The organism is Microscilla marina ATCC 23134, assembly GCF_000169175.1.
Lineage (GTDB): Bacteria > Bacteroidota > Bacteroidia > Cytophagales > Microscillaceae > Microscilla > Microscilla marina.
In genome coordinates this window covers 78,174-104,800 of sequence record NZ_AAWS01000007.1, presented here as the reverse complement: position 1 = coordinate 104,800, position 26,627 = coordinate 78,174, and the positions used below count along the sequence as shown (strand labels likewise).

Genomic DNA, 26,627 nt, shown 5'->3' with positions numbered 1-26,627 from the left:
AACTCAGAAACTCCACTCATTCTTCATATATTTATAAAGTATTTTCTAACATCTCACCAATGACTCTACCAACCCTACTATTTCTTCGCTTTGTTGCTCTATAGTCATGTGGGTAGTATCAATGGTGTGGGCATCAATGGCTTTAGTCAGGGGGTTTTCTTTACGGGTGCTATCTTGGTGATCGCGTTGGCTCAGGTTATCTATAATTTCTTGCAGGGCTACCTCTTGTCCCTTAGCGGCTAATTCTTTCTGACGACGCTCAGCCCTTACTGCTACATCAGCTTCCATAAAAATCTTTAGTTCAGCATTTGGAAAAACATTGGTGCCAATGTCTCTGCCATCCATTACAATGCCCTTGCCTTTGCCCATTTGACGTTGTTGTGCTACCATTGCTTTGCGCACTGCAGGAATCGCACTTACCGGACTCACCTTTGCCGATACATACATTTTACGTATCTCGTCTTCTACTACTTTTCCATTCAGTAGAGTAACATTTTGCCCAGAAGAAGTATTGTACTCAAACCGGATTTCGATATTTGCCAAGGCTTTATCTATTTGTGCTTCATCGTCAAGCACAATATTATTTTGACAAAAGTACAAAGTCACAGCTCTGTACATAGCACCTGTATCTATATATATATAGTTGAGCTTTTTGGCCACAACTTTTGCGGTGGTGCTTTTGCCACAACCTGAAAAACCGTCAATGGCAATGATGATTTTGTGTTCGTTATCCATTAGATTCATATTAACCTGACTGGAAAAATATTTTAAAGGGTGATAAAATTGTCGACTTACAAATATACCGTTTACAGCTTGGTATTGCTAAGTTTAATATGCATTTTTATGGTGTATGTACAGAAAATGCATAAATAACTATTAATCAAAAAACTCCTTTTCTATCAATCTATTATAAGAGCCTGGATAAAAGTTTATTCTGCCAGATAGCAAGACAAATTGCATGTGGGCAACATGTTATCATTTAGCTATGCCTAAAGCCTCATCAACTGCTATTTTCCCCTTTTAGGAATGGACAAAGCTTTAAGTAGTCTCTTATTTTCTAAACTTATCAACAACTATGACCACTATCAATGGAAACTTTAGGGTAAACGGTGTACCATTTGCCGACTGGTTTAACCAAACATTTCGCCTTACTAACCCACAAATCTACTCTCACTTTGTAAATGCCTCCAATTTTACCAAACTGATGGGCTATATTCCTGATTTTACAGGTAAGCAAGCCATTACCTTAGGAGAGTTTTGCGGGCATTTTGCCATTATGTACAACGAAACCGGAGGCACTTTCACAGTTATTCGCGAAATGGGAGGCCCTAAGTATATGTTTGAGCCAACCTCTTGGGGTAAAGTTACCTATAATAAAGCACCTAATAAATTGGCTGGAGATCAACTTAAGGAATGGGGACTCATTAGCAGTGAATTGGATGTAGCCAAATGGAATGGCCATGTATACCCTGGCGACTTGCCTAATAATGCCCAAAACCGTTGCGATTTCTATCGCTATCGCGGGTATGGCTTCAACCAACTTACCTGGCGCAACAATTACGAAAAATACATGCAACCCGCCTTGCCCAAGCCATTAGATGATTATGAGGCAGAAGAGTTTGAAACAGCCATCAACAGTTTAGATGTTGCCTGTAAAACTTTTCATAATTTTATCTCACAGGGGGCTACTGCACAACAGGCAATTGCTAATTTGACAAAGGGTAGTTTTCAAGCTTATGGCATGCTAGTAAGTGGGGGTTGGGTAGCTTATGTAAATAACAAGTATACGCCACGTGCACTTAATTTATACAACGTACTAAAAACAGCTGCCATTACACCTGACAATGACAACCAGGCTCCACCTGATACAGACATACCATCCAAATACGCTATTAATGGTATGCACCTCACCCCTCAACAAATTAAGATTATTCAACAAGCTATTATAAACTCAGGCAATACACAATCTGCTCAACTGATGAAGAGCAGTGGAGGCGCGGACGGTATTTGGGGGAACTCTACCGAAAAGGCTTTCCAACTAACGGGTAAAACTATTCAAGAATTACTCAAGGGTGCCAGTGATAACCACATTACGCATATTAGTGGGCTAAGTCGTGAAGAAGTAAAGGGTGTACAACAAACTATCATAGATGCAGCTAATTTAGTAGCCTACAATGGAGGTGCCGATGGTATTTGGGGCAAAGACAGTGCTATAGCATTTGCAAAGTTGGCAAGGTTGATTGAAATGACTGAACAGCAAATACAAAAAGACAGTTTAGCCATTGGCAAAATGTCGCCTAAAGAAGTAAAAGGTGTTCAAAAAACCATTATGACTGCCGGAAGTATTGTAGTAAAAAGTGGAGGAGCAGATGGTTTCTGGGGAGATGCGAGTGAGTCAGCTTACAAGTTACTTATTCAAAAAATGAATGCCCTGTTTACCTAAACCTTTCCTATCAAGGTTACCCAAAACTATCACTATTCATTTATCAAATACCCCTGATTTTCAGGAAATAAACCCATAACACAGATACAAAAAAGCAAAAAAACTTACATCATTTTTTTTGCTTTTTTTCTAATTTTCCCCGTCTTTTGGCCCTATTCACTGCATTTATTAAGTAAAAATCCACTATCAAGCGTTTTTTGAAAGAAAAAATAAAAGCTAACTCATTATTTAACTATACCACTTTAAATTATAATTTTTTTAATAAAAAACTTGCTTGTATACCTTTTGTTTACCCTAAAAACCTCAAAAACACCCCTTGTTTACTTTTTGTTTACTTGCTTTTTTTTGTGAATCGCTAAAAAACCTCGACCTTTGGAACATACTAATAAAATCACCCAGGTTATATTACACTTTTTAAAAACACTTATTATAGTAAAAAAAATACATCTAAATTTTATTATACTTTTTGAACTTTTAAATTTATACCTTACCTTTAAACCTAAACTAATCCACGGTTTGTATTTTGCCTGATGGTACAAACTTATCACGAAGACAGAGATTGAATAAATCTCTGTTTTCGTTTTTTATACCCCTATCAAAAAAAAACGTTTCCCCTCTTACTATTCTGCTTGTCCAATCGCTTGATAACCTCTTGGTGGGTAAGTACTTTTTAGCACCTGCTTTACTCAAATTTACTTGTCATAATTCAAACAAAACTACGGCTAATGAGTAATTTTGTCGAGATTCACTCATCACCTATTCAAAACAAATTTTTATTATGACTATCAAAGAAGCCCAAGAAATTGTAGATCAATGGATAAACACTACTGGTATAAGATACTATAATGAGTTGACCAATACTGCAGTATTAATGGAGGAAGTAGGCGAAGTAGCGCGATTAATGGCACGTATTTATGGTGAGCAGTCTTTCAAAAAGTCGGATGAAGCACATAACCTTGCCGACGAAATGGCAGATGTGTTGTTTGTATTGATTTGTTTGGCAAACCAAACTGGCATTGACTTGACAGAAGCTCTACATAAAAACCTGGATAAAAAAACTAAACGAGACAAGGAACGCCACGCCAATAACGAGAAGTTAAAGTAGTGTAAGTATTGCCTATAGATACGCTTTAAGCGTACTCTAAGCAACCATAAAGTCCCTAAAAAGTCATCATCTTTTTTATGGGGCTTTTTGTGTAACTTACAAAATCTACTATCAAATAGCCCCCTCCTTCTATAAAATCAACACCTAACAAACAATTAAACACTTCTCATAATAATCGCAAGGGGTATTTATGCCTAGTGCACTGGGTACTAAGTTACTCACTTATTAGCTATGCTGAGCTCGGCACAGTAGAACTGTACCCTCGGTTCTTTGGCGACTTTTGCCTCCTGACTTCCTCATCAAAAAGTTAGATAGCTATGGCTATCCGCCATTTTAATGACTCGTCAGAAAACAAAACCGAGCTTTTCGCGAGCTCAACGTAGTTAATTCATCCAAATTAATAGGCAACTTATTTAATACCCAGTGCACTAGTCGCAAGAATCTTTTCTAACGCTTGAGCAATGCCTCACCCACCAAAGTAACTGTATACCTTAAATAAAAGTGATATTATACACAAGTATCATTATATAATTTTAGTCATAGTACTTCGATTTATCCTATTCATTTTAGTTCATCAGCCTAATGGTTAACAGGAGTTTTTATTAAAAAAAAACTGTTTTTCACGAATTTTTGAGTAAAAAATTGGGGAATGAAAAAAAGTCAAGGAAACAAGGAAAAAAAAACTTTACTCTTAAACTACTACAAAAATTATTGTAACCACCTGTAAATAAAGCTGATGCAAAATATGCAACCTAACGAAACTTTTTGTTTAAAAAGTTTCACCTACTATACAATATGTAAACACCCAACATAAGCTATTGTATCCTATCTTTACTCCTCCTACTTTTGCATCAGTGTAATATAATAACCTACTATGCAACAACTTAGTTGTATATTGAGTGAATAGGGTATTTTTATACCCTACTCACCTTATTACACCCTGATACATCAATTGCACTTAATATACTTAGGATAATGATTGAACAAAAAGTTTTAATCAATACAAATGAAGCCGCTGAGCTTAAAGTATTGATCGATAGTATCTCTTCTTTTTTTGAGATTGACACTGACACTGAAAATGTGTGGCTGTTGTGGCTTGATTTCTTGCTAGAAGTACAAGCAAAACTAATGGTAGTAAGTGAACAAACGAATGATGAAAGCTTTGCCTTTAGATGTAGTGAAAACTTTGCCTCACTCAGAAAAACGCTGAATACTCTTGCCCATAATAAGGTAGGAATAATTCAATTAGAGGCTCTGAAAACAACATTGACTCAAAAAAAGACTTAGCTGTTTTGTAGTCCGAGTTATGAATAAATATTTTATTCTTAAACAATCGCTTTCTCACATTTTAGCCGGCTCTGGTATTATTCAATAGTATGCTAGAGACCATGTGTGCAAAGCCACCATGCATAAGTCTCTGGATTAGGGTGGCTCATCTGGAACTTATGCTATGGTGTTTTTTATATACAAAAAGACGATGATTATGCATATACTTGAAATGCTAATACTCACCATTTTGGCAGCCATGAGTTTGCTAGGGGTTTACCTCAATATATATGACAGGTATACAGCTTTACTTGTATTTACCAGCATTAGCGTGGGGGCTTACTTAACTGCTAAGTGGCTTAAGAAAAATATTCAATAATCGCTCAAAGAACAATATGACCACTGCTGTTACTGCACGCTTCTACCGCTATTTGTATTTATTTACAAGTACAGCTTTCTTTTTTTTATGGTTTTACTTTGACCATCATGATTTTAGTTGGCGCACTTTTTTACAAGGCTACGGGCAAACCAGGTTTTACATTGCTTGGGCTCACAGTATCGCTTGGGTAGGCTTTACCGATACAGTACTCAATTACTCGGCAGCACACCATGTTTGGTTTATATGTCGTTTGGGACTTTGGGCAGCTCTTTTGGGAGTATTGATGTCAGGGGTGCTTGGGGTTAGTTGTATAAAAAACTAACAAATCAAAATAACTAAAAAAATAAACTTTTAAGCTAATTATATGAATCAAAATATTTTACTCAATTAAAAAATAAGTGAATAAAAGATTCTCTTTATAATCAGATTATTTATAATTCACTTTCTTCATTGGCTTGTAATTTTGCCAATATATCTCACTTTTAATTATCACAAAACACAACACAAAGATGTATTACCAAAACTTTTCATTTTAAATTATGAAACTAAATAAGATAAACTGAGCACACTAAAAGCATACTCAGTTTATCAGGGTTAATTAAGCAATGAGTTGCTCAAATACTTAAGGGTATTTGGGCTCATTCACTTACGAATAAAGATTATTTTTTAAAAAACTCTATTTTCAGACATAATATACGCACTTTTTGGAGGGTTTGGAGGAGGAGGAATAAGACCTCCACTATCTTCTCCTCCGCACCCGCAACCTCCTTTTAAAGAAGTTAACTGATGAGAGCTAAGTGAATTTTCGCTGAATTTTTTAAACATTTTGTTTAATTTATTGTTTTTTTTCATTGTTTTGTATTTTAGTTGTGTAAAAATACACCCGGCATTGTGCAAGGCAACAAAGCTTCTACAAAAACACTGCCTACAGACACAAAATAGATCAGTAAATTTAAGATAAACCTAATTGCACTTATTTAAATGAAAAGTTTCATATTATCAATAGTATTATTGTGCTTTAGTATGTGGGGACTTGCCCACACTAAAAAACCTGCGAACTATCGACAGTTATGTAAAAAAGCACAGGACTTGTATCAGGCCCAGCCTGACTCAGCCATTCATTATGCTCGAAAGGCATTAAATGCTGCCCAGAAAGTAACAGAAAAAGCTTATGCACACGAACTTATTGCTTATTACTCTCAACACTTGGGATATTATGGAATGGCTACCCAGCATTATAAAGCAGCCTATAAGTTTTACCACTCACTGGCAAATAAAGCGGCTATGCTTAACAATATGGCTTTTTGCTACAACAATGCGGGAAATCACCAGACAGCCATATCTATCAGTCATAAAGCGATTGAACACTTTAAACGCCTAAAAGACTCTACTAAACTTATGCATGCCTACAACTTATTGGCAAACTGCTACCGTGCAAGATTGAGCTTTACAAATGCTGACAGTACTTACAAACTCGCATTGAGTATGGCTATCAAACGAGGTACTCCGCAAGATTTGGCAAACTTGTATGATGACATGGCAAGATTTAAAGAAAAGCTAAACGAATATAACTCGGCTATAAGCTATCAACAGCTTGCATTAGACACGCAGCCTAATGCTTGCCGGGCAAAAAAAGTAATAAGACTTACGCGTATGATACAACTCTGTTTGCTTGCCCAAAAACCAGAAGCTGCTAAGCTGTATTTGACCAAAGTAAATGCTTTAGGAACCACCACCTCCAAAGCCTTGATACAACTATATGCAGCCAGAGGCTTGCTACATTTTATCAACCGAAACGAAACTGCTGCCAAGCTTTCCTACAAACGTTGTGATTCATTACTCACACTTTTGTCTGAATCTTCCCAAAACTACTTACAGCAAAAATATGTACATAAAACAGCATATGAAATTTATCACCGTGCCTGGCGGGTATTGCATACCCTTTGGTTTTATGGCGATCGCGTAAGGTTTAAGCCCGCCAAAACTTGGGCAAAGGCCCGTATGAAAGCAGAAAAAAATTGGTATAAGCGCTCTAAGGTAGCAATGACCCTTAAGGATGCTCTAGTAATAGAACGCTACCGCCCCAAAACCCAGATAGTGCGCCAAATCAACCTTTGGTGGTTACTTGTTATCACCTTGGTGCTTATTACTGGTGGTCTGCTTATTTATCGTAAACGTGAACAGAGCTTGCATGCCCACACCAATTTTATCAAGGCAATCAAAGCCAGTCCAGTGAAGGGGTTTGAAGAACTCAGCCCACAAGAGGTAGATATGCTTCAGAGTATTGAAGGGCATATACAAGGCAAGCTTAATACGGATGATATTAAAATTTTGGTGATGGTAGCAAGAAACTATAAATATGCTCAAATATCAGTGGCTGTAGGGCTCAATGTAGGTGCTATTAAAACCAGGATAAAAAGACTGAAAGACCAATGCCAGGTAAAAAATATAAGGGATTTGATGTAAAAAGATGGAAACACCATAAACTATATCAACAAAAGATCAATAAGTTTAAAGTTTATGCAATTCTCTTTTATCGAGAAAACGAATGATCAATGTCTGCTGTAGCTGACAAGCTCTTAGGTCTAATACTATGTCAATGAAAATGGGTGTTTATTTTACACTTGCGAGTTAATTTGATTTTTTTCACCTAATCACACAACTCAGTAAGTTTCTATACGTTATGGTAGGTATATATAAGACACATTTTTTTCTTGTTTTGATTTACAACACTTAATTAGTAAATCTTTTAATAAGTTGTATTGAAAATAGAATATTACAAGAAATTACATAAACAATCAAAGTGTCTTTCAACTATAGGCAAGGTTATAGCTATAGTTTAGATCAACTATCAAATAGTATTGATAAGATATAAATTGGTTGAAAAAACAACCATCCATATAAAGATCTCAATTAATAACCATAGCTTAATATATATATCTTTTATTTTAATGTTGAGCCGAAGCTTGTCTTCGGCTTTTTTTATGCTTTACTCTCTAATGCTCTGGAAACTGAATCCCTATTACATTAACTGCACAGAACCTGACACGGTAGAGTTGTAGTCTCGGTTCTTTGGAAAATCCCCCTTCTATTCCATAGACTTCCCCCAACATTAAGTTCTTTAAGCTTCCTATAGTTGGTTCACTGGATGTTGTCGTTCGTAAAAAAATTAGGTAATGATGATTATCCACCATTTTTACGACTCGCCAAAGCACACAATTCGTTTAAATTAATGACATGCTTAGACTCCAGCACACTAATGTTTCATTTTAAACTTGCGATAAGCCGCTGATTTTTTGTATTGGGCACGCAACTCTTTTGGATTTTTGTAAATCTTCCACAGTCCTTTCTTTCTAGATTTGGCTTTGGCTTCCAGTTTTTCAAAGTAGGGGGCTTTCTTTACATTGGGCTTATAACGTTTGGCAAAAGCATACCCATGCTTTACCAGAGAAGCATTGAACAACTCTCCATTGCCCAAGTATACATAGGCAAGCAAACGACCAAATTTATCCTCTTTCTCTTTATCGTATCTTAATACTACCCTTTGACCTTTTTTGAGTCGTTTTTTAGCATAATCAGAAGCTTCTTTACCAAAGGGTTGCACATTCATATACATTGACCTCAAACTCTCAGGGGTGTCTACACCAATCAATCGCACCGTTTTTTTGTTTTTTTTGGTACCCACATGTATAGTATCCCCATCTACCACCTTGTATATCCTGGTAATTTTACCCCGGAAAATAGCACCAAAGAATAATCCAAATATTTTCAAACAACGATACACAAAAAATAACACAATGATTACGCCTACTATAATCAGAATGTATTGGGTAGACTCAGGCAGTTTCTTCCAAAAGTCAATGATTGGTTCAAACATAGAAAACTCTGATTTTAAAAAATATTTTGCTAATGAAAAGTATCTTATTGCTACAAAAATAAGCATTTTTCAATAACAGACAAGTCTAAGGAATAGTACCAAAATAAATTTACATTTTTAACGTCATCTTTCGCTGACAGAATTCGTTAAAAAAACTTGCCGTAGCGCTGCTATGACGCGTTTTTTTGCCTCTTCTGCCAACAAAATATTTTGGCGTTACTATAGAACTTTATTTTTACACTATTCCTAAGAGGTGAATAGTAAAGGAGTGATGTAAATAAAGGGCACAAAAAAAGCGCTGGAAACAACCCCAGCGCTTTCAAATTTGGTAGTAATGATATTTAATATATTGCTATGTGATATTTTCTCTTTGTAATTAATATATAATTAAGTTTTTTTAAGGTCACTTAGTGTTTGCTTCTACTGAGTTGTCAAGAAAATTACTCAGACTCACTCCAGCTTTATCAAGGAAAGAAGTGAGGTTTTAGTAAGACAAAACATTTGTTGTTGTGATAGGTGATAATGTTCTGAATGATTTAATACAAAGATAGGGTGTAGGGTTGGTTTATCCTAAAAAAGGTAAAAACCGAAAAGTACCAAAATCACCAAAAAACACAATAAATCACTTCTCACCACTATAATTTACTAAAATACAAACGGTCATATTGACCAAATCTATCATTCCTGATCAGGTGATGTATTACAGGGTGTGAACCTACATATAAAATCTGATAATCAAATACTTAACAGGTCAACTAAAATCATTTAAAACAAAATATAATTCCGGTACTTGCAATAAAAACAACATATTACATACAAAACACAAGACTTTATGTACAAAAGTACTATTTTATCAAACTAAAAACGAAACATTTAAAATCCATATACGTAAAACAGCTTTTTTTCTATTTACAGCCCCTCAAGCACCTACTAACTAAACTTTATAAAGTCATATTATTGTACTCTCTAAAACACAAAAAACCCTGACCTTGCAGGTCAGGGTAGTTGCTTTTAAATAAAAGTCTGAAATATGACTAGTATAGATTCTCTAATGCAATGATATCAAAGTTAGAGAACTCACCATCTTCGTTAGAGCTGAAACAAGCCAACATTAAAGAGTTCATATCAATATTAAACTGACCAGGAGTTCCTGCGATTTGGATAGCCCCTACCCCAGCAGAACCTTCGTTTCCACCAGAACCACAGCTAATAGAGCGGTTGAAGTAGTCAGTGTGACGTAAGCCTAAGCAGTGTCCAATTTCGTGGCCAATTACGTGCTCAGCTACGTTAGTACCAAAGTTGGCAGTTCCAGCCTGAATCTGAACCCACTTATAAGGAGCTCCACCACTTGGGAATCCAGCTGATCCTCCACCATTACCACTTACCTGATATACAACAATGTCTTTAGGTTGGAAGTTAGTTCCAAAAGTAAGGTTAAAACGTAAACCAATGTTCAAACGGTTGTAATTATCCACAGCCCAACGTAGACCATTTTGCAATGTAGAGCTTAGTCCGTTAGAGTTGTTAGCAGTGTAACCAATCACGTCAATTGTTTGGTTATTGCTTACGAGGTTAGAAGTGCGGTATTGCTCACCATTTAGTCCTGCTATGACATCACCTGTTAACATCTCGTCATACTTTTCTTTAGATACAAACATGTCTCCTTCAAGTGTATAACCAACTTGTGTTTTGCCAGTCAGTGGATTGGTTACTTCTCCATATTTGGCATCACGGGCATCAATGCCTAGTTTTAAAAAATTGTCAATCACTTGTTGACTTATGCCATTTTTAGTTACTGGAGCTGGAGTTACATTGTTCTCTTGCTGCTTACAAGAAAAAGTAAATGCAGCAATTGCTACTGCAAGCATTACGGTTAAAAAAGAACTCTTCTTCATAATTTTTAATATTTGTGTAATATAATTGATTATTGAATAAAATATTCGTTGGCAATTTTAGCTATTCTCAAAATATTTCACAAAAACCATGGGTGAACAAAAAGTAAACAGGACGTTAAAAAGGAAAAAACCACGTAAACATTTTCATTTAAAATGGGCAATATCTAACCTTAAATGATACAATATTAACCCTGTATACTTCTGTTAGTCAGCATTTTATTTTGACATAGAGGAAAATATACGAAGTAAACAAATGCGATAAGAGGGGGTAAACAAGGAAAGAGCGTTATTTTTTTTACTTAAGGCATAAATTGGGCACTTTATGCATCAAAACAAGTATAAACAGTACTATTCTGACAAAAATCAGGTACTATTTAAAGATTCTTCTGCGTATAAATACAGTATTAAAAACTCGATTTTATACTACTATTGTAATCATAAGTAAAGCCCTAACGCATTCATCAGGGCTTTACTTGGTTTATAAACTTAACGCTATGTTCTTAGTATAGAAAGTTCAAAGCAGTTACGTCAGAAGATGTAAATACACCATTTGAGCCAGAGTTAAAGCAAGATACCATAATAGAAGTATTTCTTGTAACATTGGTAGTTGGAGTACCAGGAATATGGATAGCACCTACCCCAGCAGTTCCTTCGTTTCCACCAGAACCACAGCTGATAGAACGGTTGAACCAGTCAGTATGACGGAAACCGATACAGTGACCAATTTCGTGCGCAATTACATGTCTGTTTACTGCAGTTGAGTAAGCGTCAGTTCCAGAGTTGATTCTTACCCACTTGTAAGGGTTACCTCCACTTGGGAATCCAGCTGATCCACCTGCACCACCACTTACTTTGTATACTACAATGTCGGCGTTGGTACTGGTAGCAAAAGAAAGACTAAAGCTTAAGCGCAATGGTAAAGCGTTGTAGCTGGCAACTGCCTGCTGTAAACCGCTTCTCATTTTACTGGTTAAGGCAAAAGAACCGCCAGTGTATCCAATTACTCTAATTGTACGAGTACCGTTTACTAGGTTGGTGGTTCTGTATTGTTCACCACCAGGACCTGTTTTTACACTGCTGCTCAGCATTTCTGCTAATTGCTTTTCAGAAACAAACAGGTCTTTCTCTAAGGTGTATCCTGTTTGCTTTTCACCAGTTAACTCATTGGTTACTTCACCAAATTTAGCATCACGGGCATCTATACCCAAGCTTTTAAACTGTGCTATTACTTCTGTGCTGATAGGATTGGTTTTTACTGGATTTACGTTTCCTTCTTGTTGCTTACAAGAGAAAGTAAATGCAGCCATTACAACAGCAAGCACTGCGGTGAACAATGTGTTCTTTTTCATAATTTTTTAAGTTATTGTGTAATATAATTGAAACTGAATAAAATATTCATTGGCAATTCTACTATAACTCAAAATATAATCAAAGAAACAGGGGTAAACAAAAAGTATACACCATCAAGATGCGTAAAAAACCCAGTAAACAACAGTAATTGTACACAACAACAGTATGAATAATAAATGACCCAAAAATACTCCTCAATCACTGAAACAAAGCTTTATATCACTATATATAGTGCTAAAATGAGTAAACAAGCATAGTAAAAGTAGGTGAACAAATCAATCGCTTTTATTTTCCTAATTGAGCTTATTTTAACCCAAAAATTAATAAAAATAAGATTTTTACGCTATTAAAATATCAATTCCATCTATTTTATAATATTCAAAGTACTTCCGTATTTCACCATTTTTTTCTTGTTACTTGATTTTACTTCTTTACTCTCCCAAAATAATCTAATAAAGTTGTATAACACAACATAGCACAGTTATACACTCTCCTATACTCAAGCACTCACCTGGAAGTGGCAACCATCCGAAAAACATCATACCAAAAGCTATACTAGGATTAAAGTGATTACCTGCGGTGAGCTCGTCACAGCAAGCTGTAGACTCGGTTTTAGGATTTACAGGATTGATTAATGTTGGTATTCAGACAGTTAGTCAAAATCCATCCTCAAAACCATTTTTGTTTAAGTATAAATACAGTGCTTCACCGAATTTTGAGCGCTGGTGCTTTCTTTATTTTTATACTTCTGTTATCTTTCAACACCAATCACCCTCATGACTTAAAACTTTTATGAATAAGATACTGAATAAAATTTTTCGCTCTCGCCAAAGCCTTGGGCAATTTTTATTTGCCGGATTGGGTTTTTTGTTAGGTCTGCTTATGTTGTTACTTTCAGTGCAACTATACATTCAGGTAAATAAAGTGCTCAACCCTAAAAACACCTATCCTGAATACTTGATTGTAAGCAAACAAGTAGGATTAGGTAATATGTTGACTATGGCACGGGCTAGTTTTCGCAAAAAAGATCTTCGCAGTCTGAAACGACAGCCATTTGTAGAGGATATAGGTGAGTTTAAGTCTAACCAATACAAAGTAATTGCTTTTGCTAAAGGGAAAATCCCCTTTTATTCTGAACTATTTTTTGAGTCAGTGCCTGACCAAATGATAGGTGAAATACCTGAAGGGTGGGGTTGGAAAGAAGGGCAAAAGTTGATTCCGGTAATTATTTCTAAAAACTTTTTAGACTTATACAATTTTGGTTATGCTCTGGGTAATGGGTTTCCTCAAATATCTAAATCAACTATTGGCTTACTCAAAGTAAGTATACGCATAGAAGGACCTCAGGGTAAGGCAAGTTTTAAAGGCAGAGTGGTAGGTTTTAGTGAACGTATTCCATCTATGATTGTACCTGAAAGCTTTATGGATTGGGCAAACAAAAATATTGGACGCAACGAAGAGGTAAACCCCTCGCGTTTGATACTTAAGGTAAAAAACCCGGCAGACCCTGCCATTGCAAATTACTTTGAAAAAAAACGGATTCAAATTAATAAAGACCGCTTGAACGCCAGCAAAGCAGGTGGTGTAATCAAAATAGTCATGTCGGTGATCAGTATTTTAGGGGCGTTTTTTATTGCATTATCGTTTGTTATATTTATGATGAGCTTTAGGGTGGTGCTTGCAGAGTCTAAAAACGAAATTAAGCTTTTGATACAACTAGGGTACACTGCCCAAATGATTGGCAAAAACCTCATCTACTTTTTTATTGCATTTGTTTGTGGCTTGTCAGTGCTTACTTTTGGTTTGGTATATTACGGCATTCAACTTACCCAACGCTTTATGATTGACAGTGGACTGGAGGTTACTCCAGGTATTGAGCCTATTACCATTTTGGTGGGGTTGGCATTTACGGGGCTTACTATAGGCATTAATATTTTGGTAGTTATGCGCCTACTCAGCAAACAAGCTTGATTAACAGGTGCCCGCCTTTGTGGTATGCGGGCACCTACTACAATTACTGTATTTTGATTTTGGGATGTCCAAAGCGTATTTCCCCTTTTCTTCGTTCAATAATGTTAACAAACTGTGTTCCGTGTGGCTTTAGCTTTTGTAAGCCTTTGCGTAAACGATGAATGCGTAAGTTAAGGTTGTATTGGTCTACTTCTTTTAATTCTTCTTTTGACAACTCATAAGTGAGTGCATCTATACTTTGCCATCCTTGATCTTTGGGGTCTAGCCCTGCTTCTATGTCTTCTTTGCGTTTGCGCGCCAAGGCAAGCAACATATAGTTATGGGCGTGTTCACCCATATCCATTGCCAGTTCATTGATTGTAATTTGAATATTCACTGTTTCCTGATCGGCGCTTAGGGTAAACTCAAACCACGCGTTTTGTTTAATTCGCCCATAGTCCACAGTTTCATCCACTAGCTCATTTCTTACAAAACGCCATTCTTCATTATTGCACACAAACACTTGATGGTGTTCAGGCTCAAAAGTTTCTCCGGCACGCTCTGCTTTCCATTGCCTGTCTGGTGTACAAAAAAAAGCTATTTCGGGTGTATCTTCATTGGGTAGTGCATAATAAGACTCCAGCGGAATGACTTGTGGTGAATTATTAAGCAACTCCAAATAGTTGAGTGGTGGCGCAATATCGAGTACTTTCCATTGAGTAGCAGGGTCTTTGCCAAACTGTATAGTTTGCCCCTTTGCCAGTCGCTCTACAGAATTATGCAAAAATTTGCCATTCACCACTGTCCCGTTACGGCTGTGGTCTTTGATATGCCACAACCCTCCCTGCCAATATAAAGTGGCATGTGACTTAGACACGTCTTTCGCATCAAGTTGGGTAGAACTGTGTGGGCTTCTGCCAAATATATGCTGGGAATTAAGGTAAATAGTATTTTTAGTGATTGTATTCTCAATTGTAGCCATAAGTAATAAGTTTATTCCATCTCTCCAACATTAAAATAAACTCAAATTACTACCGAATGGATTAGAAATCAAGAAATAGTTTATGCACTATGGCTTCGAATGCTCCTCTGGCATAAACATTTCAACCAAATTGCCTGCACTACGAGTGTCTTTATCATAAGGAATATGCTTCACTTGTCCTTCGCTTTCGGCATAAGGCGAAGCAAGGCACTTAAGGGCAAATTGTTTTGCATCATTGTCATCAGTCACTTCATCTATAGACACACAATGTACATCGTTCATAAACACAGGGCCATTAAAAGGTTGTTGCAAACCTTTGACGCGTTTTTCGGCTTCCTGAAATATATGAACAGCTTTTGCCAAGGGAATTCGGAAGCTTGCCTCTGCATTATGATTAAGTTCTACAAACATATAATAAGGCTGTAAACCCAAAGCTACCTCTTGGCTCCATAAGTTTACCCAATCTTCTATAGTATCATTGATTCCTTCTACTACTGGACCTTGACATATAATCTTAGCTCCAGTTGCCTGAATGTTCTTCACGGCTTCTATCACATTGTCATTCTGCAACTCTTTCACGTGGGTAAGGTGGGCACAAAAAGTAAGTGTACGCCCTGATGCCACAATGTGCTTAAACAATTCCAGTATATTTTTAGCGTCTTTATCAGTTGTAAACCGAAACGGCCACCAGGTCAATGCTTTAGTATTGAACCGAATCGTTGTTACTGAGTCTATGGTCAGCAATGGATCAATATACTCTTTTATTTTTGCGGCAGTCAACGTGAGTGGGTCGGCACCAGTAAACAACGTTTCATTAATTTCGGGGTTGGCTTTTAGGTAAGTCACTGGAGTTTGAGGGTCTTTGTAAGAGGTATAACTTTGTACTTCGCTATTGTTAAATGCGATCCAGCGAAAGCAATAAGAGCAATACGCATGACAGGTTTTCAACATAGGATCAGGAAACAAACTAATCACATTATTAAAAGACCGATACAAACCTTTGATACGTTCACCACCAGCCGTAGGAAAGCACTTTTCGTCATAGGGAATTTGAGGAGTTGTTTTTTTTCTGATCAATTCAATGAAAGGTTGTAGCACCTCTATGCTGGCGCCTGCCTGATAAAGAGAAAGAAGTTGTTGATAGTCAGCCTCACTCAAAACATTTTTATGCAAAAAATTAAGTCTAAACAGGGGGTCAGTTTCCAGGTTATCCCAATCAATCAGTTGATCAAGCACATAGTTATTGGTTTTAAAATAAAAAATATTAGATAATAGGTCAAAGTCGTCTTGCTGTGCTTTTGACAAACGCCCGTAGTATTTTGTTTTCTTAAAAGAATGATTGTTATAAGAGATATATTTCATAATTCTTGAATTGATTTGTTGGGTTAAATAAATATGCTGATAGGGTTCAATGCTTCTTCTGCCAATGGCCGACTCAACCAACCCATTTTTACTGGAACATCATACAGTCGACCAGGTGCAGTTCTGCGCCAAAAATGCCGCATACCAGGCACAATTACTTTCACTACTGGCAAAACTATATCAGGCTGTGTCAGGTCTAACACCAATGTTTCTAAACCCTGTTGCCGGGCAGTGGCTATGCAATACTTTACACTGTCATAAATGGTTGGCTTGCATAACCTGGGATAATCGGTCTGGATGTTTTTGGTTGCTCCTTCCTTAGGCAAAAGGTAGCCATTACTTGTGAGGGTTTGGGTATCTAACCAATCTATAAAAGCCTGGTCCTGCGTTAAGTACTTATCTGAAGTGCCAATAGGTAGCAACTGGTTGAGTTCTATCACTGCACGTTCTACCGCAATACTGGCCTCCAGGTGTGCCCCAAAAGCATACAGTATTTTTTCTTTATTGCCCTTCAGACAGTGTGAAACGGCCACAAAAACTGGCACTCCTAAGTCATTGGTGATGTCTAATACCCACAAACTACGGTTGATTGACGTATAATATGCCCTCATCTTGTCGATATAAGGATTGTCTAAAGTATCAAGGTCTACTGCGGGGCGTTTTAGACGATTATACCACCATATGGCGGTTGCGTCGCGCTCTACCAACTCCATAAACCCCTGTAAAATAGCTTCTTCTATGGTATTGCCTGCTGCACAACCATTAGAGTCAGGATAAGCATACAATTGGCTCTCATCTTTAGCAGGATATTGGGCATAGCAAAAACAAGCAGGTAGGTATTTAAACTTCTGATTGGTCAATGAGTACACAGGAGTCCAATCCATTGTTTCTGAAGCATCAAAAGGAACCGGAATAAGTTCATAAAACTTGGCACTGCTGATATTGGTGGTATCCCGACTTTGCATTTGTGCCTTGCTGTAGTTCATGCATTGATTAGGATGAATGCCTTCTGGTAAATCCTGAAGAGCGGCTTTGATAGTGTACCTCTCCCCTTCTTGATACATCAGACTGTAACGCTCGATTGCCTCACCAACGGCGCCCATTTTTGCTTGAATATCGGTTTTTCCTTTTCCTCCGTTGCCACTACGCAAGTGGTGGTTTAACCAAAACATAGATACACTTTGCAAGGCAAGGTTTCGCCCTGATGAATAATTGTGAATGTCAGCATGATTCGTATTACCGTAAGGTTTCAAACCAGAGATAATGCCTGATATAGGGCTGATATGGTGCTTGTATTTTTGAAAACTTACTTCAGGCGACTCAGCACGGTAGCCCCCCAGGGTAGAAGCAACCGACACTGGCTGTAAAGTAATAGGTTGGGGAGATTTGATGGTAACATCGCCACATGCATTACACTGAGGACGTTTAACTACAGCGTGATGCTGTTTCTCAAGAGTTTGGGTATTGAATGAAGTAATTTGGGTTTCTGAAGCATCGGTTGGTTGGTGATACAACCATTTTACCAGGGCGAGTACTGCAAAACTCGCCGCCATTTGAAAAGTTGCGGGATGGCTCACCAAGGGTTTGGAGGGTGCTTGAGCCGTGTTTTTGATATTTTTATAAAATTTATTAATAGGGTTGTGTAGCTCTAGCCGATGATGCAAACACTGCCAGCAAGCAGTTTTGCCTGGTACAAACACAGGTCCCCACCATAAAGTTTGTCCCGTAGGTTTGACCAATAGCCAAGGGGTTTTGCTTTGTTCAAACTGTTGATTGAGTTGGCTAAGCTCAGGGTGGTTGTAGTCTTTGGTAATGACCAGGTATACATCGGGCGTAGCAGACAACTGCAATTGAGCTTGACAACAGGCATCTTCAAACACTTCTTGTGCTACTCCAACACTTATCAAACCTATAGTTTTTTGTTGTAATACCTGCGCCAAATGGGTGGTATTGAACCCTGCCGACTCCCAATAAGCCGCTTGTTCAGGGGTAAAAAAATCACTTACTTCTTTGATGTACCCTGCTTGTTCAAGTTTAACCAATACTTGCATGACTTCAAACAAAGGAACATCACTTGCCGAAAACTGAGCAATTAGTTCTTCTTTAGAGGGTTGGTTTTGGGCTATTTCGGCCAAAATAGCATTACTTAGCTTGTTAGAAAACATCACTTCGTTACTCTCAGAAACCAATAAGGTATAGTCACTGTTGAGTACCTCGAAGTAATAAGATGGGTTGAGCTGTTGGTTTTTCAACTAGTTATTCAGGTTTAAGATTTTGCCAAAAATGATGGCTTATTTTTTATAATAAACTTCAGAAAATTGGTGATGAATGCCCAACTTTCTGAAGTTTGACTGGTGTATAAGTTTACCAATTAAGTAGTGGTTAAAATAATGGCAGGATCAGTATCACCAAATGATAACTGTCCCAACATATCATGCCTCGCCGAAATATAAGGCATCATAATGATTAACTTTCCTCCTTTTTCGAAGCTCGAATCAGGGTTCAGACTATCAGGTTGAGTATAATCATAATAATCATAGTAGTCTATTTGCAAATACTTTTCTACTGTATGATCTTCTGGATTTTGCTCAATAATAGTAGTCATTCGGTGTCCTTGGGCTGCTTTTAGTTCCTGTGCAGGACTACCACCAGTGATGTTTAACAAGCCTAAAAATTCAGAGAAAAGGTAAGTTTGCTCTACTTTTACTGACTCTTCTAGTTTTTGAATGCGGGTGTTATTCAAGTCACGCCTTACGTACTTGCTTACATTTTGTATCACTGCCATGTCAAGGCTTTCTTCTCCTACAATAAAAATATTGTCTTTATCTTCAATAGTTGGTGTAGTAAATTTGGAAGCTACTCCATACTGGGTGTTAGACTTTTCTTTGAGATAAATTACCGGGTAAAGAATGTTAGAATCTAAAATAATCAAAGTGTTTTTAGGAATTTTCATTCCCACCCCGTTGTATTGTTGCAATCTTTCAGGGGTTTTCTTCCACTTCATTTTATTTTTATCATTTTTTGTCAGGTAGTTTTGCGGATTGCGCTCAAAATCAGCTACGGTGGCAAAATCATCCCCTGCATACTCAGGTTGTCCCAAACAAGCCATTAAAGTTAAGAAATTGACCGATAAGTCAAGAATTTCGTGGAGTACTCCCCGAGCTATCTCATTCTTGATTTTGAAATTTTTCACAGAACTCTGCGTCATAATAAATAGTTTTTAAGTTTAAGATTATGTACATTTAGTTATTTTAATACGCTTACTGCCTCTGTTACTTTGCTGTACTCGTTCAGTTTTAGCAATAGCTCTGGAGTAGCGGTAACCAATGGCAAGTACCAACCATCCATCAAAAGCCCTAACTTATGTTCTAAGGCCCAATCCAACACTTGTGATTGCCCCATTTGATGCCTTTGATAACTCATGATTTTTTTTGCTTCTTCTTCGCTTACTACATGATTTACAACTTCTGGTTTGGTTACTTTGCGTGAATCATAAATCATATACCGTCCCATAAAAAACATCATGTTCAGTTTACAGGCAGCCCAGTTTTTCTTCCAGTCAACTACTTCTTTTTGAATAACCTCCATTAAATGAATATTTTCGTAAGAATATGATTCATAGTCTCCTACAAAGTAATTGGCCAGTTGCTGAATATTGGCCTGCTTAGGAAATATCATATCGTATACTTTCCAGTAAGTCAATGCTTTGATGTTGTATTCTTCGGGGTTAGTAAAGTAAGGGGCATCCCGGCTTATTTGGGCACCATCAAATAGTTGGGGAGGCTGTAGATGTTTGAGCGAGGGAATCATGTCTAATAAGGAAGTGTATTCTTTGGCGGTATCTCCGGGAAATCCCCATAATAAATAATACTGCGTACTGATACCAAAACAGTAGGCATTTCTGATAAAATAGATGTTTTGCCTGCCAGTAGTTCCTTTTTTCATTTTCTTTAACAAACTGGTAGAGAACGCCTCTACTCCTGGCAAAATGTATTTGGCGTTTATCTGATGGAGTTTTACTACCTCGTCTATAGTACGCCCTACTTTTAGTTGCATTCCTAACACAGGGTAACTATCTGTATCAGCACTATAATTCAATAGCTTATCAGGAAAACCACTTGACATAATCAGGTCGGTAAAAAACAAAAACTTGTCTGGAACCTGGGCTTTTATTTTTTCTAAATCCTGGGCAATTTGAGCAATGCTTTTTTGTCGAAAGCCTATTTCTGTAATACCACAAAATGTACACTTGGCTTTTTCTGCCCACCAACACCCTCGATTGGTTTCATACCATACCGCTTTTACCTTGTGTTTATAGTACTCTTCTCCCATGATCGTTTTTACCTGACGGGCATACGCTTGATAGTCAGCAATGGGGAGTTTTTCTAAAGGAGCTGCTTTCTGGGGCTTAATAAGCCTGTTGGGGTAAGGTCGATTACTGAGGGTGTGTTCAATAAAATCAATGAACGTGAGTTCGCTTTCTCCCTCAAAAATGTAATCAATATTTTCACTCAGGGAAAACAAGGCTTCGGCCTTTTCTCCTTCACAATAGCTACCACCTATAATAGTAGTTGTGTTTATCGCATGGTGTTTGATGTGATTGATAAAGGCAACAGCAGCGTTGATTTGATTACAAAACCCTAACGAAACACCCGCTATAGCATAGTCAAGCCCTGCAATGATGGCGCCTGCACACTGCGCAAACTGGTAACATTGTTCTTCTAGTTTTTGGTACTTTTCTAAATCAAAGGCGTGTCCGTGGTTCAAATACATCTGTGCCTTATTGGTAGGGCTTATGGTATGAAAATGCTCGTTGGTTTGGGCACTGTCTTCACCTAGTGCGGGTAAACCATACGCGCTTCGAGCAAACATTCTCTCGCCTAGCATCCAAAATGACGGGCTTTCCTGAATTTCTATGTAATCTTCTATCCCGATGAGGTTTGCCAACAACAAGTCCAGGTGCAATACATCAACCTTATACCCGTGTTCTTTAGCAATGGCTTGTAATAAATAAGGCCCCAAGGCTATGAAGCCAATATTATAAAAAGGGGGTACAATAATAAGTATGTCACCTTGGTTTACTGCTGAGTCAATTTGCTGCTTTAGATAACTCAATAAGTTGGCATCAGGTGTAGGTTGATTCATTTGATACTGTTTTTAGAGTTCGTAATTCTATGAAAACATTCTAGTACCTCAACCACTAAATACCTAACCCATTAGCTTAACAGTTAAGGTGCTGTATTTCAAGCAGATATTTAGTATCTAGAGCACCAGTGATAGTCTTTTTTACTTTTGTTTTACTCCCTACAATTCTATAAAATTAAGTGCTTACAACATAGGTAGTTGCCTTTTTCCTTCCCTTGCTTAAACAATACTCCGCAGTGATTTTAGTCAAAGTTGTTTGCTGGTTCTCAGTTATTTACGAATTTTAAAACTATTTAATTGGGTGTTTAGGCGTAAAACCGACACACTTTTAAAAATAAATTGAGTACGCAACCTTAATATAAAATACTGGTTTACAGCATTTAACAAGGTAAACATTTACTCGAATCAGCTATCGACTAAATACTATGGACTATTGTTAAACTCACCTATTAGTTATTCAAACTCTTGATATTACTTAAAATTTTGACTGCACGTTTCCATTGTAAAGTTTCCTGGGCTTCTCCTTCTTTTTTAAAGAAGTCCATTACATTTTCAAGCTGCTTGTATATTTTCACCTTTTCTTCTATAGCTTCCTCGTCGCACTCCAGCAAAATATTGGCATAGTCAATCAGAGCTTCAAACTCAAACCATTTTACTTGTTGTTTTTGGGCAAGCTTCAGCGACTCCGTCATTTGCTCTTTTACCCTTGCACTTAGGCGTTGGTCTGCAGCATAATAGCTAAGCGCCAACCGTCTGGTAACCATAGGCAGTGTTCCCCATTCTTCGTGTTTTAAACAACGCTGTACTGAGTTTTCCATCAAGTCAATGGCTTCTTGTACCATTTCGTGATTCAGGTAAGTTTCGGCAAGGTAAGGTTCAAAGTAGCCTAAAGCATAGTGTTGCCCAGACGCTAAAGAATCTTTTACATACTGGGCAGCATAGTCATACTTGTTATTGCTCCAGTCGCTTAGCATCAGCAAATGAATAGTGACCCAATTTCCTTCTGAAAGCCCCGCGTGTTTGGCATTATGATCTGTCACTGCTTGTTTCACCATATTTTTGTCTTGCCTCAGGCTTCCTATAATGCCCTTGTAGTTGTAAGACAAGGTAGTAGTTACCAGGTGTTTGGTTTGCTCAGCCCAGACAATGGCGTTTTCTATGTAACCAATGGCTTTATCAGGATAACCCAAGCAGCAATAAATACGCGCCAAAATAAAGTTGGCGGCACTTTTAGCCTCCATCCCATGGGCAATGCCTATTTCTACATCTGTTGCCTCATTGTATATCTCTAACACTTTTGTACACACTTCTTTTGCCAATGCCCAATCACCATCAATTAAGAATGCCTGAGCAATCATAGGCGAAATGGCCACTTCTCTCAAACGGTCACCTGTAGTTCGGGCACTTTGTAGTATCTTCTCAGCTATTTTGCGCGCATCTTTACGCTTGGCATGAAAATGATAATTTAAAAATAACGCCCATTCAGTGTTGTTAGCCAGGGCTTCAAGGTTATGATTAGATAGTGTGCTATCCAGTGTTTTTACTTTATCTATCAATTCTTCATTGCGCTTGCTCGTTTGCAATACGCTTTTTCCACCAAAACCCTCAATGGCCATAAATGCAGGCAACACGGTGTTGTTCAAGGTAAGTTCAGTTTCAATTTTTGTAGTCAATGATGTAATCTGCTCTACCCAACCTTTTACTTTTTCATTTACCAATAAAGCTTCCTGATTGGATGAACCATCGACTTGTTTTTTCACCATTTGCAACCCATAATCAGCCGCATTTGAAAATAGTTCGGCTCCGGCAAAATGTCTGGCTACTTCAAAGGGGTTCTCATCTTTTATGTGAGGAAACTCACCTTCCAACGTAGTGGCTATGCGTTGGTGAGTATCTTTCTGTAGGGCGTTGGGCATACCATCATACGCTGCATCACGAATAAGGGCGTGACGGAAAATGTAACTTTCGCCCTGTACACGTCTTTGACGATAGACCAAATCGGCATTCATGAGCTGGTGCAAATCGGCTTGTACCAATGCTTCGTCACGCAACGAAGACCGGACTAATAAATCATAGTCAAAATTGCGCCCAATGGCAGCCGCGAGTTGAGCAGTTTCTTTGGCTAACCCCAACTTGTCTAAACGAGCATTGAGTAACGCCTGTAGGGTCACCGGAACAGCTTCTTCATCTAGATTTTCTTGCAAATGGTATTCATCATTGTCTAATACCAAGTATCCTTGCTCAAGCAACATCTGACTTAATTCTTCTATAAACAAAGGTATACCGTCGGCTCGCTCACTTATGTATTGTACAGTGGGGTCAGTTACTTTTTTGCCTTCCAACACTCCTTCAATCAAGTTTTTCACCGAATTGATTTCCAAGGGCATCAAGTCCATCACTGTCAAGTAGTTGTATACCCAAGAGGGTTTGAAATAAGGACGAGTAGTGAGCAATAACAAGTAGTTTTGCTGGTCTAAATTATGTAACAATCGCTCTAGTAACTCTTTACTGGTAGGGTCGAGCCAGTGCAGGTCTTCTACTATCAGTAAAAAATGTGCCGACTCTCCGAGGTTGAGGATGAGTTTTTCGAGCGCATCCATTAAAATTTCTTTTTGTTGCTCAGGAGTGGGCAATTGCATTGCTTCATAAGTATCAGACAAGGGTACCGATAACCAAGAACAAAGTATAGGCAACGCCATTTTTGTATCGCATCCTGCCTGGGTCAATACATCTTCTAGCCTTGCTATATTAAAGTCTTGGTTTTCACCTTCTTGCAAACCCCAATGTTTGCGCAACATGTCAAAAAATGGGTACAAAGCATTATTTTCATGTTCAGGCAAACAACGGCACTCTGCTACTACTACCCCTTCTTCCCGAAGTTGTTTTTTACACTCATAGGTCAAGCGTGACTTACCAATGCCTGCTTGCCCGCTAAATAGTACAGCTTGCCCCTCTCCTGCCTTTACTTTTTGCCATTGCTGTACAAATACTTGATGCTCTTGCTCTCGTCCTATCATTTGTCGCCCGGCACTTTGTGGGCGCAAAAAAGACAAGGCTTCAGTTTGCCGTTCCCCTACCAGCGCATACACTTTAAATTCGCCTGCTATATTAGGAAAATAACAAGATTCGGCTACTTCAAATTCAAGAAAAGGGTCTAGTAGTTTTTTGGTCGTTTCGCTTACCAACACCGATTGTTCCTTGGTTTGATACAAAAGGTTAAAGGCCACATTGGGCGTAAGCCCTTCAGGGGTATGCGCTTGTTTTACTACTACTTCGCCAGCGTGCAAACTTACCCTGATGTCGAGCGAAATACCATGCAAGGCCTGCAGCAATGCACTGCGTTTTTTGGTTTGGGTAACTAGCTCAAGTGCAGCTCTTCCGGCACGCCGGGCGTCATTGTCGCTTACTTCGGGATAACCATAATATATACAAATATTGTCGCCCAGGCTCCCTGCTATGTGTCCTCCATAACGTATGGCAATGTCACGGCACCCGTTGAGTTGATCTTTCTGAATGGTATCTAATAATTCGAGGCTCAAGTCATTGTTATCAGACAACACCAAACTTAACTTTACACAAAGTACTGTAATCTGTCGTTTTGCGCTACGCCCCACTACTACGTCTATGTCACTGTCCAAGGTAGGATCATCTTCATGATCAGCCAGTTGCCCGGCAGATTCACGAGCTAATTTACCTACTATAGAGCTAAAGTTAATGTCCAGATAGTCTTCATACAATTTGGCAGCATCTCCTGCCCTTGACTGAGGATTTTTTTCGAGTACCCGGCGCAGCAAACTTGCCAGTGAGTGGTCTAAAATTGCGGCAGGTAGCGGTACGTTGCTTGCCTGTAGTTGTTGTTGAAATATTTCAGCAATTGAATCGCCTTCCATCACTGTTTTTCCGGTCAGGCATTCTATCAAAATTAACCCCCAAGCATATAAATCAGACTTTACGGTAGGCGGTTCGCCTCGAAGCTGTTCAGGGGCACTATAGCTAGGAGTACCTACCATTTCTTTGGTGAGGGTCAGGCTTTTATAGTCTTTGGTACGATGCTCTTGGGTAAACGCTCCAATGCCAAAGTCTAAGATTTTGATATGACGTTGCGACCCGGTTTGAGACACCATTAGGTTTTGAGGTTTAAGGTCACGATGCACAATGCCTTGGTCATGGGCACAAACCAAGGCGTCTAACGCCTGTCCCATTAAGACTCCTGTCTCGGCAGCAGGTAAAGCTCCATTACGAATGATATAATCTTTGAGCGTTTCGCCAGCTACATACTCAAAAACGGCAAATAGTTCTCCTGTTTCTGTATAGCCTTTATCTAATAATTTTACTATATGGGGATGATTAATTTTTGCACTAAGTTGGGTTTCACGCTCAAACCGGGCTTGTTGATGCCTATGCTTTTGCTCATCAATGCCTGCATCATTTTTCAGTACTTTAATAGCAACCAACTGCCCTGTATTGCTTTGCTTGGCTTTATATACCAAACCAAAGCCTCCTTCTCCGATTTTTTCTAATAGCGTGTAATTCGGTATTGATGGATTTATCATCACTTTCTTAGGGATTTACATGAACCTTACTTTATTGAGGAATTATTACATGAGCTTCAGGAAGGATAGCCTTTTTTATTAAAAATAGCCAGATACTTAACCAAGATAGAAAGTATTGGGGCAAAAAGCAAAATAAAATTCTAAAAAAACCTTGTAATAACACCTTGCAATTAAGCCTTTCACCAACCACAAAACTCCCTCTTTTTCAACTACTTAACTTATCTTCTCAAACTTTTAGCACCTAAGGTTTAAAATAAAAGTGTGGCGCTTATTTAGCTGAGTGTTACAACAGGGTGAAATAGGGTGAAATATTTTTATCG

Annotated in this window: 18 protein-coding genes; 7 read left to right on the top strand and 11 right to left on the bottom strand. The window is 38.1% G+C overall.

Going from position 1 to position 26,627, the window contains the following annotated elements; translation table 11 throughout:
• Nucleotides 1-45: 45 nt before the first annotated feature.
• A complete protein-coding gene (gene cmk, locus M23134_RS07810; RefSeq protein ID WP_002695205.1) occupies nucleotides 46-735 on the bottom strand; it encodes a (d)CMP kinase in 690 nt (229 codons plus the stop codon).
• A gap of 340 nt (nucleotides 736-1,075) precedes the next feature.
• On the opposite strand from cmk, the gene M23134_RS07805 reads away from it, so the two are divergent.
• The 5 genes from M23134_RS07805 to M23134_RS07790 all read left to right on the top strand — a co-directional run bounded on the left by M23134_RS07805 (nucleotide 1,076) and on the right by M23134_RS07790 (nucleotide 5,515).
• The gene (locus tag M23134_RS07805) at nucleotides 1,076-2,443 is read left to right on the top strand and encodes a hypothetical protein (RefSeq protein WP_002695204.1); all 1,368 of its coding nucleotides are present in this window, start codon (nucleotides 1,076-1,078) and stop codon (nucleotides 2,441-2,443) included.
• Nucleotides 2,444-3,221: 778 nt separating this feature from the next.
• Nucleotides 3,222-3,548 carry a nucleotide pyrophosphohydrolase gene (locus tag M23134_RS07800; protein ID WP_002695193.1) on the top strand — a complete coding sequence of 109 codons (327 nt, stop codon included), beginning with the start codon at nucleotides 3,222-3,224 and terminating at the stop codon, nucleotides 3,546-3,548.
• Nucleotides 3,549-4,523: 975 nt separating this feature from the next.
• On the top strand, nucleotides 4,524-4,835 hold the full coding sequence (locus tag M23134_RS07795; protein ID WP_002695191.1) for a hypothetical protein: 312 nt from the start codon (nucleotides 4,524-4,526) through the stop codon (nucleotides 4,833-4,835).
• Between the two features lie 196 nt (nucleotides 4,836-5,031).
• On the top strand, nucleotides 5,032-5,193 hold the full coding sequence (locus M23134_RS40990) for a hypothetical protein (RefSeq protein ID WP_157558387.1): 162 nt from the start codon (nucleotides 5,032-5,034) through the stop codon (nucleotides 5,191-5,193).
• Nucleotides 5,194-5,209: 16 nt separating this feature from the next.
• Entirely contained in the window at nucleotides 5,210-5,515 is a 306-nt protein-coding gene (locus tag M23134_RS07790) for a hypothetical protein (protein WP_002695187.1), read from the top strand.
• A gap of 344 nt (nucleotides 5,516-5,859) precedes the next feature.
• Here M23134_RS07790 and M23134_RS07785 read toward each other — a convergent pair whose 3' ends face one another.
• The gene (locus M23134_RS07785) at nucleotides 5,860-6,045 is read right to left on the bottom strand and encodes a TIGR04149 family rSAM-modified RiPP (RefSeq protein WP_045113202.1); all 186 of its coding nucleotides are present in this window, start codon (nucleotides 6,043-6,045) and stop codon (nucleotides 5,860-5,862) included.
• A gap of 129 nt (nucleotides 6,046-6,174) precedes the next feature.
• Here M23134_RS07785 and M23134_RS07780 point away from each other — a divergent pair, with 129 nt between their 5' ends.
• On the top strand, nucleotides 6,175-7,659 hold the full coding sequence (locus M23134_RS07780; protein ID WP_045113201.1) for a tetratricopeptide repeat protein: 1,485 nt from the start codon (nucleotides 6,175-6,177) through the stop codon (nucleotides 7,657-7,659).
• 790 nt (nucleotides 7,660-8,449) lie between these two features.
• On the opposite strand, the gene M23134_RS07775 is transcribed toward M23134_RS07780, so the two are convergent.
• The 3 genes from M23134_RS07775 to M23134_RS07765 form a co-directional block, all read right to left on the bottom strand.
• Entirely contained in the window at nucleotides 8,450-9,070 is a 621-nt protein-coding gene (locus M23134_RS07775) for a thermonuclease family protein (RefSeq protein WP_053337267.1), read from the bottom strand.
• A 1,034-nt stretch (nucleotides 9,071-10,104) separates the two neighbouring features.
• On the bottom strand, nucleotides 10,105-10,965 hold the full coding sequence (locus M23134_RS07770) for a M57 family metalloprotease (RefSeq protein ID WP_045113200.1): 861 nt from the start codon (nucleotides 10,963-10,965) through the stop codon (nucleotides 10,105-10,107).
• A gap of 500 nt (nucleotides 10,966-11,465) precedes the next feature.
• Nucleotides 11,466-12,314 (bottom strand): M57 family metalloprotease, encoded by an 849-nt coding sequence (locus M23134_RS07765; protein ID WP_002695170.1) that lies wholly within the window; start codon nucleotides 12,312-12,314, stop codon nucleotides 11,466-11,468.
• A 793-nt stretch (nucleotides 12,315-13,107) separates the two neighbouring features.
• Here M23134_RS07765 and M23134_RS07760 point away from each other — a divergent pair.
• A complete protein-coding gene (locus M23134_RS07760) occupies nucleotides 13,108-14,286 on the top strand; it encodes an ABC transporter permease family protein (protein WP_002695166.1) in 1,179 nt (392 codons plus the stop codon).
• Between the two features lie 43 nt (nucleotides 14,287-14,329).
• Here the strand turns inward: M23134_RS07760 and M23134_RS07755 are convergent, their stop codons facing one another.
• From M23134_RS07755 to M23134_RS07730, 6 genes are all read right to left on the bottom strand, one after another.
• Nucleotides 14,330-15,247, bottom strand: a complete 918-nt coding sequence (locus M23134_RS07755) for an FHA domain-containing protein (protein ID WP_002695165.1) — start codon at nucleotides 15,245-15,247, stop codon at nucleotides 14,330-14,332.
• Nucleotides 15,248-15,334: 87 nt separating this feature from the next.
• Nucleotides 15,335-16,609: a hypothetical protein gene (locus M23134_RS07750; protein ID WP_002695163.1), complete on the bottom strand. Its 1,275-nt coding sequence runs from the start codon at nucleotides 16,607-16,609 to the stop codon at nucleotides 15,335-15,337.
• Nucleotides 16,610-16,632: 23 nt separating this feature from the next.
• Nucleotides 16,633-18,861 (bottom strand): TOMM precursor leader peptide-binding protein, encoded by a 2,229-nt coding sequence (locus M23134_RS07745; RefSeq protein ID WP_002695162.1) that lies wholly within the window; start codon nucleotides 18,859-18,861, stop codon nucleotides 16,633-16,635.
• Nucleotides 18,862-18,980: 119 nt separating this feature from the next.
• Nucleotides 18,981-19,817, bottom strand: a complete 837-nt coding sequence (locus M23134_RS07740; RefSeq protein WP_045113199.1) for a hypothetical protein — start codon at nucleotides 19,815-19,817, stop codon at nucleotides 18,981-18,983.
• Between the two features lie 38 nt (nucleotides 19,818-19,855).
• Nucleotides 19,856-21,754, bottom strand: coding sequence for a RiPP maturation radical SAM C-methyltransferase (locus M23134_RS07735; protein WP_002695160.1), 1,899 nt, complete (start codon nucleotides 21,752-21,754; stop codon nucleotides 19,856-19,858).
• Nucleotides 21,755-22,203: 449 nt separating this feature from the next.
• Nucleotides 22,204-26,307 (bottom strand): TOMM system kinase/cyclase fusion protein, encoded by a 4,104-nt coding sequence (locus M23134_RS07730; RefSeq protein WP_002695158.1) that lies wholly within the window; start codon nucleotides 26,305-26,307, stop codon nucleotides 22,204-22,206.
• Nucleotides 26,308-26,627: the final 320 nt, after the last annotated feature.

Coding starts and splice junctions, on each gene's coding strand:
- cmk (WP_002695205.1), bottom strand. CDS start 735: ATGGATAACGAACACAAAATCATCATTGCCATTGACGGTTTTTCAGGT.
- M23134_RS07805 (WP_002695204.1), top strand. CDS start 1,076: ATGACCACTATCAATGGAAACTTTAGGGTAAACGGTGTACCATTTGCC.
- M23134_RS07800 (WP_002695193.1), top strand. CDS start 3,222: ATGACTATCAAAGAAGCCCAAGAAATTGTAGATCAATGGATAAACACT.
- M23134_RS07795 (WP_002695191.1), top strand. CDS start 4,524: ATGATTGAACAAAAAGTTTTAATCAATACAAATGAAGCCGCTGAGCTT.
- M23134_RS40990 (WP_157558387.1), top strand. CDS start 5,032: ATGCATATACTTGAAATGCTAATACTCACCATTTTGGCAGCCATGAGT.
- M23134_RS07790 (WP_002695187.1), top strand. CDS start 5,210: ATGACCACTGCTGTTACTGCACGCTTCTACCGCTATTTGTATTTATTT.
- M23134_RS07785 (WP_045113202.1), bottom strand. CDS start 6,045: ATGAAAAAAAACAATAAATTAAACAAAATGTTTAAAAAATTCAGCGAA.
- M23134_RS07780 (WP_045113201.1), top strand. CDS start 6,175: ATGAAAAGTTTCATATTATCAATAGTATTATTGTGCTTTAGTATGTGG.
- M23134_RS07775 (WP_053337267.1), bottom strand. CDS start 9,070: ATGTTTGAACCAATCATTGACTTTTGGAAGAAACTGCCTGAGTCTACC.
- M23134_RS07770 (WP_045113200.1), bottom strand. CDS start 10,965: ATGAAGAAGAGTTCTTTTTTAACCGTAATGCTTGCAGTAGCAATTGCT.
- M23134_RS07765 (WP_002695170.1), bottom strand. CDS start 12,314: ATGAAAAAGAACACATTGTTCACCGCAGTGCTTGCTGTTGTAATGGCT.
- M23134_RS07760 (WP_002695166.1), top strand. CDS start 13,108: ATGAATAAGATACTGAATAAAATTTTTCGCTCTCGCCAAAGCCTTGGG.
- M23134_RS07755 (WP_002695165.1), bottom strand. CDS start 15,247: ATGGCTACAATTGAGAATACAATCACTAAAAATACTATTTACCTTAAT.
- M23134_RS07750 (WP_002695163.1), bottom strand. CDS start 16,609: ATGAAATATATCTCTTATAACAATCATTCTTTTAAGAAAACAAAATAC.
- M23134_RS07740 (WP_045113199.1), bottom strand. CDS start 19,817: ATGACGCAGAGTTCTGTGAAAAATTTCAAAATCAAGAATGAGATAGCT.
- M23134_RS07735 (WP_002695160.1), bottom strand. CDS start 21,754: ATGAATCAACCTACACCTGATGCCAACTTATTGAGTTATCTAAAGCAG.
- M23134_RS07730 (WP_002695158.1), bottom strand. CDS start 26,307: ATGATAAATCCATCAATACCGAATTACACGCTATTAGAAAAAATCGGA.